9 protein-coding genes are annotated in these 15,932 nt (G+C 39.3%); 6 read left to right on the top strand and 3 right to left on the bottom strand.

Features of this window, described 5'->3' with window-relative positions; genetic code table 11:
- Positions 1-467 precede the first annotated feature (467 nt).
- Both AAEY97_RS17855 and AAEY97_RS17850 read left to right on the top strand, forming a co-directional pair.
- Positions 468-1,484, top strand: a complete 1,017-nt coding sequence (locus AAEY97_RS17855) for a ComEC/Rec2 family competence protein (protein ID WP_351000508.1) — start codon at positions 468-470, stop codon at positions 1,482-1,484.
- The gene (locus AAEY97_RS17850; RefSeq protein WP_351000506.1) at positions 1,481-5,548 is read left to right on the top strand and encodes a hypothetical protein; all 4,068 of its coding nucleotides are present in this window, start codon (positions 1,481-1,483) and stop codon (positions 5,546-5,548) included. The genes AAEY97_RS17855 and AAEY97_RS17850 overlap by 4 nt, the downstream gene beginning before the upstream one ends.
- A 68-nt stretch (positions 5,549-5,616) precedes the next feature.
- Here AAEY97_RS17850 and AAEY97_RS17845 read toward each other — a convergent pair.
- Positions 5,617-6,776 (bottom strand): IS3 family transposase gene (locus AAEY97_RS17845; protein WP_502959473.1). Its coding sequence is split into 2 segments (ribosomal slippage): positions 5,617-6,503 and positions 6,503-6,776, totalling 1,161 coding nucleotides; the frame shifts between segments, so codons are not numbered across the junction.
- Between the two features lie 337 nt (positions 6,777-7,113).
- Here AAEY97_RS17845 and yddG point away from each other — a divergent pair.
- Together yddG and AAEY97_RS17835 are read left to right on the top strand one after the other, a co-directional pair.
- Positions 7,114-8,016 carry an aromatic amino acid DMT transporter YddG gene (gene yddG, locus AAEY97_RS17840; protein WP_351000500.1) on the top strand — a complete coding sequence of 301 codons (903 nt, stop codon included), beginning with the start codon at positions 7,114-7,116 and terminating at the stop codon, positions 8,014-8,016.
- Positions 8,017-8,192: 176 nt separating this feature from the next.
- Positions 8,193-8,741: an HPP family protein gene (locus AAEY97_RS17835; protein WP_101088546.1), complete on the top strand. Its 549-nt coding sequence runs from the start codon at positions 8,193-8,195 to the stop codon at positions 8,739-8,741.
- Between the two features lie 184 nt (positions 8,742-8,925).
- Here the strand turns inward: AAEY97_RS17835 and AAEY97_RS17830 are convergent, their stop codons facing one another.
- Positions 8,926-10,134, bottom strand: coding sequence for an MFS transporter (locus AAEY97_RS17830; protein WP_182744062.1), 1,209 nt, complete (start codon positions 10,132-10,134; stop codon positions 8,926-8,928).
- 103 nt (positions 10,135-10,237) lie between these two features.
- Here AAEY97_RS17830 and AAEY97_RS17825 point away from each other — a divergent pair, with 103 nt between their 5' ends.
- Positions 10,238-11,026 (top strand): AraC family transcriptional regulator, encoded by a 789-nt coding sequence (locus AAEY97_RS17825; RefSeq protein ID WP_350978372.1) that lies wholly within the window; start codon positions 10,238-10,240, stop codon positions 11,024-11,026.
- 365 nt (positions 11,027-11,391) lie between these two features.
- Complete coding sequence (locus tag AAEY97_RS17820; RefSeq protein ID WP_351000496.1) at positions 11,392-12,795, top strand: methyl-accepting chemotaxis protein; 1,404 nt, start codon at positions 11,392-11,394, stop codon at positions 12,793-12,795.
- A gap of 294 nt (positions 12,796-13,089) precedes the next feature.
- On the opposite strand, the gene AAEY97_RS17815 is transcribed toward AAEY97_RS17820, so the two are convergent.
- Positions 13,090-15,225 carry a TonB-dependent receptor family protein gene (locus tag AAEY97_RS17815; protein ID WP_351000493.1) on the bottom strand — a complete coding sequence of 712 codons (2,136 nt, stop codon included), beginning with the start codon at positions 15,223-15,225 and terminating at the stop codon, positions 13,090-13,092.
- Positions 15,226-15,932: the final 707 nt, after the last annotated feature.

Genomic DNA, 15,932 nt, shown 5'->3' with positions numbered 1-15,932 from the left:
TAAGAAGTCTGAAACAGAAACAAGAAATGCAGCTTAAAATTTAAGTAAAGAGTGCCAACTACCTTGAAAAACACCGGCAGTGGAGAAACTCAACTAACTGTCGGTGTGTATTTTAGTAGTCCTTTATGGCATAAGCTAGCATATGCAATATTATAGATTTTAGTCTCTAACGCCGTGGCCAAATTCTGTTGGCCACTACATCCTTACCTGATGATGTTTTATCTATTGGGTATGGGACGAAAATATTTGATACTATTAGTACTAAAAAATGGATTGAATGGATTTCACTTGAAGCGGATGATAAGTAAAAACATTTCTAATTATGATGTTGACTTAAGCTAGGATTAATGTGGGTTGCACTGAAACATCGATGTCAATAATTAGCAACATTCCAATACTTAAATGATCTAAGGCTCAAAAAGCGACCTGAGCAGTTTAATACTAACTAAAGGATTGAATAGGTAAAGATGGGATTGACAATAACTAGTTTTGAAGCACGATATGGGGATGCTTTTCTTATTGAAGAGCATGACAGTGGTATAAAGTTTCTAGTTGATTGCGGGTTCAAATTAACCTACCTGCATCACATAAAGAAGAAAATCAATTCAGCCTACTTCATTATTCTGACGCACTCCGATGAGGATCACATCAATGGCGCTTTTCCATTAATTCATGACTATCCTGAAAAATTTGCCTTAGATAGAATATACGTAAACTCCCCTGAATCTATACCGACTCCCAGAAATAATGGCGTAATATCTATACGACAAGCAAAAGATTTAGTTAATTTGCTACAAGAGAAAAAACTACCATTTGAAGGTCTAATTCAAGGACGGACTATTGAGGTCTCTAATAACCTATCGCTAGATATTATCTCTCCAACTCAAACTGAGCTAGATAGCTATTACGAGAAATATAATGACCATTTAGCTACAGTAAAAAAGAATACTAAGGGAATAAGCATATCCCTAAACTCAGTCACTAAGCCAATTCTTGAGTGGGCAAAAAAACCAGATTCATTCCCTAAAAAATCTGATGATATTGCTAATGCTAGCTCTATTGCTTTCATTCTCAATTTTAGAGATAAAAAAGTACTTTTTCTAGCGGATTCACATCCTGAAGTTATTTCAGATTATCTATTAAAGGAAGGTTTTAACTCTAAACAAAAAGCAGCATTTGACTTTATTAAGTTGTCGCACCATGGCAGTGCAAAAAGCATCTCAAAACAGCTACTAAACATGATTAGTTGTAATAACTTTATTATTAGTACAAACGGTGGTAAAGCAAGGAGTAAGCACCCTAGTGTTGAAACTATTGCCAAGTTAGCAACTTTGGTTGATAGAAATGGTAATGATGAAATTAATTTTTACTTTAATCACTCTATTTCATCTATTGAAACAAGAAACGGCCCTTTATTAAGTTCCGAAGAGCGCCTTTTATACAAGATAAATTACATTGAACAAAATGAGATTGAACTGTCATGAATCACCTAACATTTCTGCCCCACGCGGCTGTTCAAATTTCTAATGAATCCCACTATCTGGGAAGTGCTGTACTCGTTAGGGTTAAAAATGCATTTTATGTATTAACTTCTGCTCATGTCCCTTTTGGGGAAATGTGTGAGCAATATAGTGATGACCTTAGTTCTACATTAACTTATGAGTCTGAAAAATTTGGGAATTTAACGTTTATTAAAGAACTAGGCGATTTCGAAATATATAAGGCTCATGACATCGTTGCTATTGAAGTTGGTGTAAATAGCGATGACTTTCCAGAAATTCTTTTTACTAGTGATACTGATGAGCCAGCATTGGAATTTATATTTAGAGGCAGAGGTAAGGTTCAAAGCGGCAAGATCTACTCCGTAAAGCCTTGTTTTAAAAACGGAACTGCGGGCGAAGATATTCATATCGAGATACCAGAGAAAGACTATACTGATTTTCAAGGCGAAGCAGGGGCTGAGGTCTTACAGGGTTTGTCGGGTAGTGGCGTATTTATTCATGATAATGATTCAAGCGAAGCCTTTCTAACTTCAATAGTAAAGTCTGTAAGCGAAGATAATTTCGTTGGTGTTAATTGTACTTGTATATCCTTATTTAAGGAGTATTTAATCCCTGAAATAAACCTAACAGATTATGATTATTACGGAAGTGAAAAAAGCACCAGCTCTAAAAATAAATTAATCGCTTCGGCTACCCCAATAAATGTGGAAGAATTGACTCGTTCGATTTCAAAAAATTTGATGTCTCAATTTATACCATCTTCTCTATTAGGGAATTCAGATTTAGTTGTATCACGTATATCTAATTTCAGTGCAATCCAAGGTGTTCCGCTACCTACAGCAATCGCATCAAGAAATAGTTTAATTGACGGAATTACCAATTCCCTTAATAAATATGGCATAGCATGGTTATACGGCTCTGCTGGCGTTGGAAAAACAGTTTCGGCCAAAATGGCTGCAAAGCTTATAGGTGGAAATTGGTTTGGAGTCAATTTAAGAGGGTTAAATTCACAAGAAGTTTGCCAAGTACTAGCTAGCCCTTTAATTAATCTGTACAGCCATGAAATAAGTGGCATTCTAATAGATGACCTCGACTGTGCATGTGATTCGATAGTCTACGAGAAGTTAATTAGCCTTCAAAGCTCCTGTCAAAATGCTAACACCTTCCTGATTTTCACATCTTCAAAATCGATTGATGAAGACTTTATATTCTCAGCTAATCTTCCCCAGGATATTGAACAAAAAGTAGATGATTTTACTGAAGAAGATATTAAAGAAATTTTAAAGGCTCTTGGCGTGACAGAAGATTATTGGGCTCGCTATATATATATGTCATCAGGTGGAGGACACCCTCAATTAGTAATCGCAATGATTCAAAGTATGAAAAGAAGCAAATGGAGTATTGAAGAATTTCGAACCTTAAACTCTTTACGACAAAAAAATGAAACGGTAGAAAAAGTTAAGAAGAAAACAAGGGAACGGTTACTTCGTGAACTACCCGCTAGTGCAAGGGAACTTGTCGAGCGAGTATCTCTAATTACAGGTAGGTTTAACAGGCATCTGGTTCTTGATTTAGCATTATTATCCCCTAAAATAGCTGACGCAGGAATTAGCTTTGACCAACTCATAGGGTCTTGGATAGATCAGCATGAAATAGATCGCTTTTCTTTATCTCCTCTGTTATCAAATTTTGCTGTTGCAACACTAACCAGACAACAACAACAACAAGTTCAAAGTGAAATTGCGGACTCAATCCTCCGTACAAAAGTAATAGATCCAATTACAATGAATACTGCATTCGTAGCTGCATTTGCAGGAAAAAATACTGAAGCACTTGCACTTCTATGTTATCCAATTCTTACAACTGAACTTAGTGAACTTCAAATTATCGCCCCACATTTAATGATGTTTACTTTTTTTACTACAGACAATTCAATTTATATACATGACTCGAATGTAAATATTATGTTGAGAGGGGCTCAACTAATACTTTTAACGTGTTTTGAAGATAAAAAAGAGAGTTACTTAGAAACGTTTAACCGTTTTGAAATCGAAGCAGATAACTCTGATGCTCAAGAGACTGGCAGCTCGGTATTAGTACGTATAATGATCTACACAAAGCTTTTATTGTCCCAGCCTAAATTTGGAAATTTACCGAACTGGAGTTCAATAGTCATGAAGCTTAATGCTCTATTTAAAAATAAAGCAGAATTACTTCCTACTTCAATACCTCATAAAGAAATACCGACTGAAGTTGATGGTGTATCAGCTGTAAGCTTATTGATTGTTAATCAAATCTATCAAATTGAAACGATAGAAGCATTAACTCCATTATTTGAATTTGTTGATACATTGGACTCAGATACTAGAAAAGAGCTGTTCCAAACTATAGATCAAATTGATTTTGGGGTAGATGCTTTTGTGAGGGGGGCATGGTTACATGAGTATAAAAGAGAAACTATTGATTGCGAAAAGCATTCAGCTATATTCTCTGAACTAGAGCTTTTTGCAAATAAGTGGGGGTATGAGGAGCTAGCGTCAGTTTGCGTACAATTTGCCGCTATTATTTGGGATGAATCAGGAGGGCAAAAAGAGAAAGCTCTTGAGGTCATTGATTCTGGTTTGGCGAAGTATGGAGATTCAAATTTTTGCTTAATAAGAGCAAAAGCAAAAGTCCTATTTAGGGCAAAAGAATATGGTAAAAGTCTTTCTCTTTCAAATCAACTGATAGACTCGAATGCCCCACTTAATAATGTCGATAAAATATTTTTTTATCGGGATGCAGCTATTTGTGCAGAAAATGAGAGTAGTTACTCATTAGCAAGAAAGTATTATTTACTTGGCGCTTCCGCTAACAGAGGAAGGGAGTTTCTAGAAAATAAACCTATGCAAGTAGGTTTGAAAGCTGATGCAGCCTTAGCGAGTTGGCATAGTGGCAATAGAAAAGAGTGCATTCAAGATCTTGCAGAGGTGCTGTTTGAACTTAAAGAAATAGACCCTAAAAGCTCGTTACAAGCGGCTCACTGCCACGCAACATCTCGTCACATTTTGTTATGGCTTCAACAAGAAGCAACTAAAGAAAAGCAATTTGTACCTAACGGTGAAGAGGTCAGTATGTTTCCAGGAATCGTAAGTAACCCTGACCCTAGTATAGATATAGACAAGCAAAGGTTAACACCTATCGAAATGGCTTGGTACATGTTAGCTTCGATAGAGAGTTTTTGCTCATTAGATGTAGGTATATCTTCAAAGCTTTTAGTAAGTTTGGTTAATGGACCAATTGTAGAAGGAGAGTTTTTTTTAAGCTCTTCAAGACTTGATACGGCAATCATAAAACCAAATGGAGAGTTATTAGTTAACGCTTTGAAAAGCTTCGTGCCACATTTAAGTGATGTTTTAGCTAATGCAAGCGATAGAAATAAATCAATAGATATTAATTTCACATATCAAACACTACCAAAAGCAACCAAAGCCAATTTTGAACACCTTAGCGCTATAGTAGAGCAATACTTACTTAGCTTTGTTATCAGTTGTGCTCTACAAAATAAGTGGGATGAAGTCGATAAACTAGTTGAGTATATTTCAATAGAACCAGAAGTAGTTATTAGGACAGAATTAATTAGTATATTGGAAGGTAATGATATAGATACAAATAATGCATTATCTCATAACGCTAAATTATTGATGAGGTTTCGATACCAGCAATTTAGAACTCCTATAAATGTAATTGTTGGAGTACTTCACCGTACTCTAGTCGCCATTCAAATGAGTGTTGATATAAAGCAATCGAATTTAATATCTAGGCTGGCTTTTGAGTCATTAAAAGTTAACTGGTTAGCTTTTTGGGGGCAACAAAGACATTTACTAAAAAAACCTGAACATCACTTTGCTAGCATAAACAAAGCTCTTTCAGTGAAAGATTACTCTTGGCCTGAAAATGTTTTGTGTTTGATGAAAGCAATTTTACCTACTTTAGATGTTAGAGATGAGTTGGAAGTTAATAAGACTCTAGATAAATTACTATTAAAAGTTCGAGACAAAAAGTAAGCGGCCAAAGTAATCATCTGATTTGTTAATATAGAATATTGTAATGGTCAAGTATTTCTGGAGAGATTTTAAGCCGCTTTTTTTAACTCATTATATTTTTGATGTGGCGTCTTATAATCTATTGCTGAATGTCTGCGTTTGTAATTGTAGAACTGGATATATTGTTCAACCACACTGACTACAGAACTGTGATTGATAAAGGCTAAATGGTTCAATCTTTCAGTCTTTAAACTCCTAAAGAATCTTTCCATCACGGCATTATCCCAACAATTTCCTCTACGACTCATACTTTGTTCAATGCCTAAGTGCTTTAGCTTTTCTCTGAACACGTTAGCAGAGTACTGGCAACCCTGGTCTGAGTGAAACATCAACTCCTGTGTATTTGGCCTCTGACGTTGTATCGCGTTATTTAATGCCGCTGTCGCTAACGCGGCATTGGGTTGGCTTGATAAGGCATACCCAACGATTTCTTTCGTTCCTAAATCAAGTACGCAGGCTAAATAACTCCATCCTTGGTGTGATTTTATGTAGGTAATGTCACCCACCCAATGAGTGTTATAAGTCGTAGGGTTAAACTGCCGTTTAAGCAAATTGGGTGCGTAAACATGTTCGTCACCAGTGTTAGGATAGTAATGCTTTTTCTTTGGCCTAATCGCTTTTAATCCCAAATTTTTCATTACTGTAGCAATGGCGTAAACCCCGACTTTACACTCTAAATCTAATAAGTCTGCCTGTATTCGACGTTTGCCATACGTCGCATTTGAATCAGAGAAGGCTTGCTCTACAAATTGTATCAGAGTCTGTTTTTCAACGCTTTGTGGTATCGGTTTGTAATAAAAACTACTGCAATTGATCTCGAATACGCGGCACAACTCACTCATTCTAAAGCCTGGGTTTGCTTTCTTTACTTCGCGCATCATTTTAAGTTTTGATTGTCTCGAATGAAGAAAGCTGCAGCCTTTTTTAAGATATCATTATCCCTCATTGCTTGTTTTAGTTGGGCTTCTAGGAGTTGAATTCTTCGTTGGTCTTCAGTTAATGCTTTGGCATTTTCTGGGGTTTTACCGGCTAATTCAGCTTGGTACTGCACTTTCCATCGAGACACAGCAGATTTACCCGCACCTGACATATCTTCAATTTGCTTGTTCGTGTAACCCTGTTCGACCATCAGCTTGGCATATTCTAATTTTTGAAGAGGGCTGACAGTGATTTTCGTTTTTCTAATCATGATAAATACCTTTAAGATTTTGCTTATTTTAAGCTATAAATCTCTACAGTTTCATTAGACCATTACACAGACTCGCGACTTTATTCAGAGTCCTAGGGTCATCTGGTGATACAGATGGTTCACTCAAAGCGTTGAACAGCGCTTTATACGACTTCTCGTCGCACGTCCAAAAGTGAGTTACTAAGAGATACGCTTTCAGTTGTAATAAAATGACAATTCATAATTATAGTATCTAGGTGCAGTTCCGATTTGTCAGACTATGGGTACATTTTATGTCAGAGTATGGTTACATCTTTTCGGTAAGTTATTGAAAGCTGGAAGCTGCCTATGTCAGACTTTGCTTCCAGCGACAAAGTATACGTTTTATGGCGTTATTGCCATTTTGCTGTGGAGTACCGTCACGGCATTAATCCGCGATTTATCCGAATTATTTAGTCCCATTGCTGGTGCTGCAATGATGTATACCGTCAGTGCGTTATTTCTAATGTCGGTTATGGGAATACCCAAAATAAAAGATTACCCTAAACGATATTTATTTATCGGCGGCGGGTTATTTGTCACTTATGAAATCTGCCTCGCATTATCTTTAGGCATGGCCAATAGCCGACTTCAAGCAATGGAAATGTCGATTATTAACTACTTATGGCCTGCGCTGACGATATTGTTAAGCGTTATTATTAGTCGTAACAAAGTGAATGTTTTGGTTTACCCGAGTATTTTGTTGGCATTTACAGGTGTTGCTTGGTGTATTGCTGGCGACCAGGGTATTTCACTTAGTCTGTTGTTAAGTAATATTTCGGACAACCCATTAACCTATTCTATGGCCTTTTCAGCGGCATTTATTTGGGCGATTTATTGCGTAGTCACTCAAAAAATCAGTAACGGAAAAAATGCCATTACACTGTTTTTTAGTGCGACAGCGACAACGTTATGGATACAATATTTTTTAAGTAATGAACCCAGTTTACACTTCACCTTACCATCAACTTTTACACTATTACTTGCTGGTATGGTAATCGGCACCGGTTATGCTTTGTGGAACCAAGCCATTATTGGTGGAAATATTATATTGTTAGGCACCTTGTCATATTTTACCCCAGTGTTTTCGACCATGTTTGCTTCTGTTTATTTGTCGATTTCGCTCACGGGGTCATTTTGGCAGGGCGTAGCATTGGTCACATTAGGCTCTCTTATTTGTTTTTTAGTCACTAGAACCAAAAAACCGTCTTTATCTCATTAATATTCACATCATTAGATCATCACGAGATCACTAAAGTAGCATTACCTTATTTCCAAGAGGATTTTGGTTAGGTGTAATTGCAATTGTGTTTCTTTAGCGCTAATTTGCTGCTCGCAACCGTATTCCGCAGATCACACACTAATAACGCATCACTCTATTTCACTCGGATTAACATAATGAGATTCTATTTTACTCGCATGCGATCAAAGGATATTTGTCCTCCCAGGCAACCGCTTAAGAAAATTATTTGGTCATGGATTGGCGCATTTTGTGGTATATATTTAGTTGCAGGCTTAGCGTTTTATACGGCCGCGAATCCTATGGGGAGCATGTTTGTAATAGGGTCTTTTGGTGCGTCAGCAGTGTTGGTTTACGGTGCCCCCTTAGCGGAGTTTTCTCAGCCCCGTAATTTAATAGGTGGCAGCGTAATATCAGCGTTAATTGGTGTTGCAGTTTATCAAGTCTTTACTGATTATATCGTGCTTGCCTGCGCTTTGGCTGTATCACTATCTATTGCGTTAATGTACTTTACCAGAACCCTTCATCCGCCCGGCGGTGCCACAGCATTGATTGCTGTTATTGGTGGTGAAAACGTGCATCAGCTAGGCTTTCTTTATGCCTTAATGCCAGTTTTTTTAGGTACGGTATTACTCCTGATCGTCGCGTTAGTGGTCAATAACCTTTCCACAGACCCCAAGCGTCACTATCCTGTTTATTGGGTGTAAGCGTCCGGTGCGGTAGATACTCTGTCGTGACCGCAACTCGTTTATCTCAATGATTTATTTTTGAAGTGACCTACAACATTTTCGGCTTGACCTGATGTTGCTCAATATCGTTTTTCTCCAATGAAGTTTGCTTGATCGGGATAGTGATATTAAGTGTATAACTCAGTAATCAAGCCGTGTATTTCTAGTTAACCGACTTATGTAATGTGGTGTTTCTGCCGCCACCTAAACCACATAGTGCACACAGCACACCAGCAATCGCACATAACCATAATGGCGCATCCCAACTGCCTGTTGAAGTGTGCAACGCGCCCGCCACCATAGGCCCAACGGCTGCCAGTAAATAGCCCACACTTTGTGACATACCAGAAAGCGATGCGGCTTGGTGCGGATCATCGGTGCGTAAACTAATAAACGATAGTCCCAAAATAAAACAGGCCCCAGAGCAAAACCCCAGCATTAGTGTCCATACAAAAGCAAAGTGAGGCATGTAAAGCAGCCCAAGTGCACTGCCTGCACTGAGTAGTGCCAAAATAAAACTTAGCGCGCTTTGATCTTTTAATTTAGCCAGTAACGGAATTAATATTAAGCCAGGAAGTGCTGTCGCAATTTGAAAGGCACCATGATACGCCCCCGCTTCAACGGCCGAGTGGCCGGTGTCGGTCAATATGCTTGGTAACCACGTAATGATGATGTAATTCAGAAATGAGTTTAGGCCTAATAACAAGCTAATTTGCCAGGCTAGTAGATAGCGCCATACACTTTTCGAGGGTGCCGATTGATGTGCAGAATAAGTTGGTTTCGTGTGTTTACCCAGCTGAGCGCTCCACACAATTAAGCTGGCAACTGTGATGATGGCTGCCGAGCCCAGTGCCAGTTGCCAGCCTAAGCCATTGAGTTGACTAAGCGGAAATACCAGAGCCGAAAACCCACCTGATACCACTCCCATCGTGAGCACGTAGGCTGAGGTCATGAGCGCAATTTTAGTGGCAAAATCTCGTTTTATCAGACTGGGTAGTAACACGTTTGCAATTGCGATACCGACGCCAATAATGGCAGTACCAATGAGTAACATGGCTGATGAGTCGACAAATCGAGCTCCAATACCGAGCAATATCAGTATTAGCGCGGCAAACAAGGCATGTTCTAATCCTTGTTTTCGGGCAAAAAAAGCCGCCATAGGTGAAACAATCGCAAAGGCAATTAGTGGCAGAGTGGTTAAAAATCCAGCTTGAGATCCGCTTAGGCCAAAGTGACTAATAATTTGCTCCAGCACAGGAGCAATGCCGGTAAAAGGCGCGCGTAAATTAGCTGCAATAAGCAAAATTCCTATTACGAGTAATGCGCCAGAGAATCGAGACTGTGGTTTAGTATTGTCAGTTTGTAACGTCATTAGCTGCTTTAGATTTCACTTAATAATGGTTGCTAGTATAAAGATTTGTCGAACGATATAATTTAGAGATAGTGACATTAAATAACGAAAAACTGACAAAATTATGTTTGAAGCAATTGGCTGGGATGAAATAAAGAATTTTGAATATATGCCGCAACCCATTATTGCCAAGATAGAGCACGCCTGTGCCAGCCATGAGATCCCTTTACACACTCACCCTAAAGGCCAGTTAATTTTAGCTTTGCATGGTTATGTTACCTGTGAGGTATCGGCAAAAATGTGGATGGTGCCAACTCATAGCGCTATCTGGATCCCTGCAAATAAAGTTCACAGTAATCGCGCCTCAGATAATGCTGAGCTCTGTCATGTATTTATTGATGGCAGCATGCAAGGAATGCCGCAAAATACCTGTACATTGGCTATTACGCCTTTAGTTAAAGAGTTGATGTGCGCGCTTGCTGGTAGCGATCAGCATTATCGTGTAGACAGTAAAACCGCACGACTTGCACAGGTACTATTTGAGCAACTCATTGAGATGCCTATTCAACATTTAGACTTTGTTCTGTCTAAAAATGTGGTGATTCAAGCGATGAGCCAGCAATTGATAAATCAGCCTAACGATAGAAAAACACTGCCGCAATGGGCCAAACAATTTGCTTTAACAGAGCGTACATTGGCGCGACTTATCACAAAAGAAACCGGGATGACATTTGGCAAATGGCGCACTCAACTGCATATCATTATTTCACTACAAGCGCTTTCAGATAAACAGAGTGTGCAACAGGTGTCTGAGTTATTAGGCTATGAGTCGGTAAGCGCATTTATTACCATGTTTAAAAAAGTAATGAAAATATCACCGATGAAATACATGAACGAGTTAAATGCTTACTGATAATAAGTATGCACAAGTTGGCTAGGTGATTGTTATTTTGTGTTTAGCTATGTCGGTATTTATCTACATCTACATCTACATTTACTCCTTAACCAACAACGGTCGTCATACGACAACTTCAGCCGATTTTTTGAGCAAGGTTATCAATGTGTGATTTTTCAGTTGCATTAAGTGTCTTTTTTTCCGTTTTTTGCGTGATCTAGATGCCAGTTTTGTCATTTAGAAATACCTGCTAACGACAGTCATATATTATTTCTGATAATTGACCGAATGACGTGTTCTCTTATATCAATATTACCTGCTGAATAAGATAGGTGATGCGCCACTCTCGGTAATCACTGATCATTTTTATTGGAGATATCATCGTGAAACAAGTTGCATTTCGTTGGATAGATAAGTATTTAATTAACGTAAAATTACATGAAAATTTTCTTGTTCTTTTTTTTACGGCTGTGCTTGCCGTTGTTGTCATGGGCGTTTGTTTCGTCGATGCGGCATCTTCACAAAGAACAGTAGAAGCACAAAAACAAGTGGATGTGATTGCCAAATTGGCATCGGCGACTCAGCTATCTGCATCTGATTTGGCGCCCTTACTGCAAAATACAGCGATTAATATTGGCCGTAATACAGATATATCCGCACAGGTTTCAGGGCTGGACTATTCATTGAGTTATGTTGATGACACTAGTTTTCTGACTGGGTTAGGTTTATGGCACATCACTGCCATTAGCTTGAGTTTATTGTTGATGTTTGTTTGCTCTTATTATGTAAATACCTTCATCGGTGGCAGTCTATTCGATATTTATGGAGCATTGAGAAGGTTAGCCGAGGGTGACCTTGCGTCTCGCATTGGTTACACACCTGCTCGTAATGAATTTAATTTGATTGCAAGAACCGTTGATAGGGTCACAGAACGTGAACATCTGTTGGTGAAAACCACCCAGGAAGCGGTTGCTTTGATCCAACAAATTAGTGCTCAGTTACGTGTTCGTAGTGATGAAAATACTCAGTTAGCCAGCGTGCAGCAAGACCGTATTGATTCGTTAGCGAGCGCAACGGAAGAGATGGCGGTATCGATTCGAGAAGTGGCTAGCCACGCGCAAGAATCATCTACACAAATATCGCGCGCCACTGAGAAAACCACACAAGGCCAAGCTCAGATTAAAAAAACCTTGGTTGAGATTAATCAATTAGCAGGGGAAGTACGTGGTACCTCAGTTGCTGTTGCAGAACTTGATTCTAGCGCGACTGAAATTGGTGAGGTAATAGCAACAATTAATGCCATCTCTGATCAAACCAACTTGCTCGCCCTTAATGCCGCGATTGAAGCGGCAAGAGCCGGTGAGCAGGGGCGTGGATTCTCAGTGGTTGCAGATGAAGTAAGAACCTTAGCGGGTAGAACTCAAGCTGCTACGGTTGAAATTCAAAAAATTATTGAAACGCTGCAGACCAATAGTCGTGGTGTGATGAACGTAATGGCTAAAACGGTAAAAGAAGCTGAATCAAGTGAACAGCTAATGACAAGTGCAAGTCAAAATATTAATGAAATCGCAGAGCAAAACCAGCATATTTCGGACAGAAGCTTGGAAATTGCAGCGGCTGCCGAGGAACAAGGGGCTGTGGCTGATAATATTGCCAATGATGTCGATTCTGTTAGAAGTAGCTCTATTCGAGTGATGGAGCTAGTGAATATGACGGCAAAGGAAATCGAGAGTTTGAGCCGTCAGGCTGATGTGCTGGAAGAGTTGATGAAGGATTTGATTGTTTAACGTTTATTGGGCGGTGTTATTTAGATTGGCTGCATGCATGTGTGTTGCTAATCTTAAAGTGGCTGTAGTGGCCATCTAAATCTGCTCGGCGGCAATTCCGTTTCTATTTATCATTGATGAAAGAGCTGGATGTCCTCGTTTCGATAACCATTAAGACCATCAATACGACCATCAATACGATCATCAATAAAATAAAGCCTCAACATTTGTGTTAAGGCTTTATTTATATAACAGTTTTGTATGCGATGAATATGCTAGTCGAGATAACAATACTCATCTTAGCAACGTTGTCTATTAGAAGGTGTAACCGACATCTAAGCTCAGTGATCGTCCTGATGCAGGCACTCGTCCTGCAGGAGACACATCTAAGCCTCTAAAGTAGTATTCGTTATCAAATAGATTATTGACGGATAATCCCACTTTTAGGCCGTGATTATCTTGTTTGAAAAACTCAGTCCCAATATTGAAGTTAACCACGGTGTACGCTGGCACTTCACCCGATGTACCAGATACATTCTCTTCAACTGTGTTAGCCAGGTCGGCAAATGATTTGCTGTAATAAAATGCCATTAATCCTAAATCGACATCCTTAATACTGTATAAAGCGCTGGCAGAAAGTTGATGTTTAGACACATAAGCCAATTCGTTACCGGCAAATTCTCCATCAAGTTGTTCAGTATCTAAATAGTTGTAGGCACCCGTTAGAACCAGATCTGGTAGCGACATCGGTGAGTAAGTGCCTTCTAGCTCAATACCTTGATTACGAGTTTGGCCAATATTGACGAACAGACTAACGTCACCGTCGTACTCGATTTTATTTTCAAAATCGATACGGTAAGCGGCAATACTTAAATTACTGCGTTCTGTTGGGGTAAAGCGTACGCCTGCTTCATAGTTCCAAGATAGCTCTGATTCTAGAGTTTGATCTTTAGGCCATAATTGCGAAATCTGCGGGGTTCTCAATGAGCGTTGAGCATTAGTATACGCAAACCAATTTGAACTGAACTCATAACCCAAGGTGATGCCAGGAAGCCACTCGGTTACGTGATTATCTTGGCTATAATCTTGGCCAACATTGGTGAAGGTCATGCGCACATCTTCATATCTTATGCCAGGGGTAACCGAAAGTGTGTCGTCAAAGAATCCCACTTTATTACTCACATAATAGGCCATGGCATTGGTATCCATTTGCCAGTCACGCGGACGAGTTGCTGTTTGAGTCGATTTTTCTATGTGGTTTAGTTGGTAGCTAATGTCTTCATTAATATAACGAGCGCCGGCGATAATGTGCTGACTAATATCACCATCAATAAGCAGGCTTGCCGTTGGCTCAATGCCAAACACGGTAAAGTCGCGTGGAGAGTTACGCAGATGAGTAGCATCCTGGGTGGTATCACTCCAGCTAGTACCTAAATTACCGTCGGTGTCTTTGCTTGAGTCATAAAAATCCCACTGAAAATTACGTGAACTTTTATTACCAAATACTCTGAGATCAATCTCACCATAATCGATAACTTTCGAGTCATCGAGAACATGGCTGTATTTCAATGACACTCGTTTAGTATTGGCATTAAATTCATCATTAGGGCGTAGAGATTGCTCTCGATCAGCTTCATATGCGGGGGTATTTAAGGCACCTGGTAACTCAGAAAAAGCATCGTAATATTGCAGCGTGGCATCTAAGCTGTTTTGCCCATCGATATTCCATAGGGTCTTTAACATTAGGTTTTTAATGTCGGTTTCGGAGTGTTCACGAAACGATTCCCCTTTGGTGATGTTGCCATCAAAACGCATCGAAAAATCTTCATTTACTGCGCCGCCAGTGCTGATGTTGGTATCAAATAAGGTATTACTGTCACCAAAGAAGGTCATGCGTTCATTAACGCTAGTTTCCCAGTCGGTTGGGATTGACTTTGAAATGAGGTTAATCACGCCGCCAACGTTGTTAGGACCGTACTGAATCGATGCTCCGCCGCGTGCTACATCAATTCTATCTATCATGAATAAGGTGGCAGGGAATAATGACTGGCCGGTGTGCCCATATGGCGCAAGTGTCATTGGGATTCCATCGAGTAAGAGCTGGGCGTAGCCACTGCGGCTGCTGTCTAGGCCTCGTACTGATATATTAGGTAAAACCCCTGTTCCGGTTTCATCTTTAATTTTAATGCCAGGGACTTGCTGTAATGCGGTGTCAATTGACCTCGCTGCAGTGCGCTCTATTTGATCAGAGGTAATAATTGAGCGGTTACCGGTATACGTTTTTAAATCTGCAACTTCAGAATTGCCTAATAAGCTCCCCGTCACCACAATGACTTCAGGTTTGGCTTCAGTCTGACTTTTGTCGTCAGCAAATGCTGCCGAGCTAGCAAAACTGGCTGCAATGGCCACAGCAATGGTGGTCAAAGTGAATCTGGACTTTTCAGTTAACATGCATATTCCCTATGTTTCGTTTGGTCTGTTTTAAAGTGATAAGTTGGCTGTAAACGTGTTAAAGACTATTCCCCCGATCTTCAGTAATCCCGATCTTCAGTAATCTCGATCGTCAGCAATCAAAGATGCTTTGGTGTAAACAAGTGCGATGTTTAAGCGTTTTATCGATGGCGCAATATGGAGTGTTTTTTGGCGGGGGGAGAAAGGGCTGAATTTACGATTCCAAAAATAGTGTCTTGGTTACTTGGTGCTAACTTCAATGAGCTGGAGGTAAACATAATGGTCAAAACATATTTTTGGTATTGATTTTGATAATTATTCTCATTTGAGCTAAGGGCGTCAAGGTATGCATCAGTACTTATGGTGTTATTACTGTAGAACTCTCTGTTTCAATAAAGTTATTAAGATATATTTTTTAATTTAATCAATGTGATGGGGTATTTTTATTGGTTACTTTTGTGAATGTAAACTTTTAGTAAATAGTCAGTCAGTGTGAACTTGGCGTACTAAATGTCATTGATAGCAGGGCAATTCACTCATACTTGTTTTTATCCTAAATAGAGGGGATTCTCTTCGGCCTGTGTTTTAATAAATAATTGTATTTAAAGGTTATTAAATATTGAGGCTACAATTATTCTATTTGCTGTGACCTAAATCAATAACCTGTAAATGTAATGTATAACAACACGGTCGTTTTCGCTCTCCTT

This window comes from Shewanella sp. TB7-MNA-CIBAN-0143 (assembly GCF_040310065.1).
Taxonomy (GTDB): Bacteria; Pseudomonadota; Gammaproteobacteria; order Enterobacterales; family Shewanellaceae; genus Shewanella.
This window is presented reverse-complemented; position numbering and strand designations above follow the sequence as displayed.

What these genes read in the sequence shown, in the direction of transcription:
- AAEY97_RS17855 (WP_351000508.1), top strand. Translation starts at nt 468, where the DNA reads ATGGGATTGACAATAACTAGTTTTGAAGCACGATATGGGGATGCTTTT.
- AAEY97_RS17850 (WP_351000506.1), top strand. Translation starts at nt 1,481, where the DNA reads ATGAATCACCTAACATTTCTGCCCCACGCGGCTGTTCAAATTTCTAAT.
- AAEY97_RS17835 (WP_101088546.1), top strand. Translation starts at nt 8,193, where the DNA reads ATGAGATTCTATTTTACTCGCATGCGATCAAAGGATATTTGTCCTCCC.
- AAEY97_RS17830 (WP_182744062.1), bottom strand. Translation starts at nt 10,134, where the DNA reads ATGACGTTACAAACTGACAATACTAAACCACAGTCTCGATTCTCTGGC.
- AAEY97_RS17825 (WP_350978372.1), top strand. Translation starts at nt 10,238, where the DNA reads ATGTTTGAAGCAATTGGCTGGGATGAAATAAAGAATTTTGAATATATG.
- AAEY97_RS17815 (WP_351000493.1), bottom strand. Translation starts at nt 15,225, where the DNA reads ATGTTAACTGAAAAGTCCAGATTCACTTTGACCACCATTGCTGTGGCC.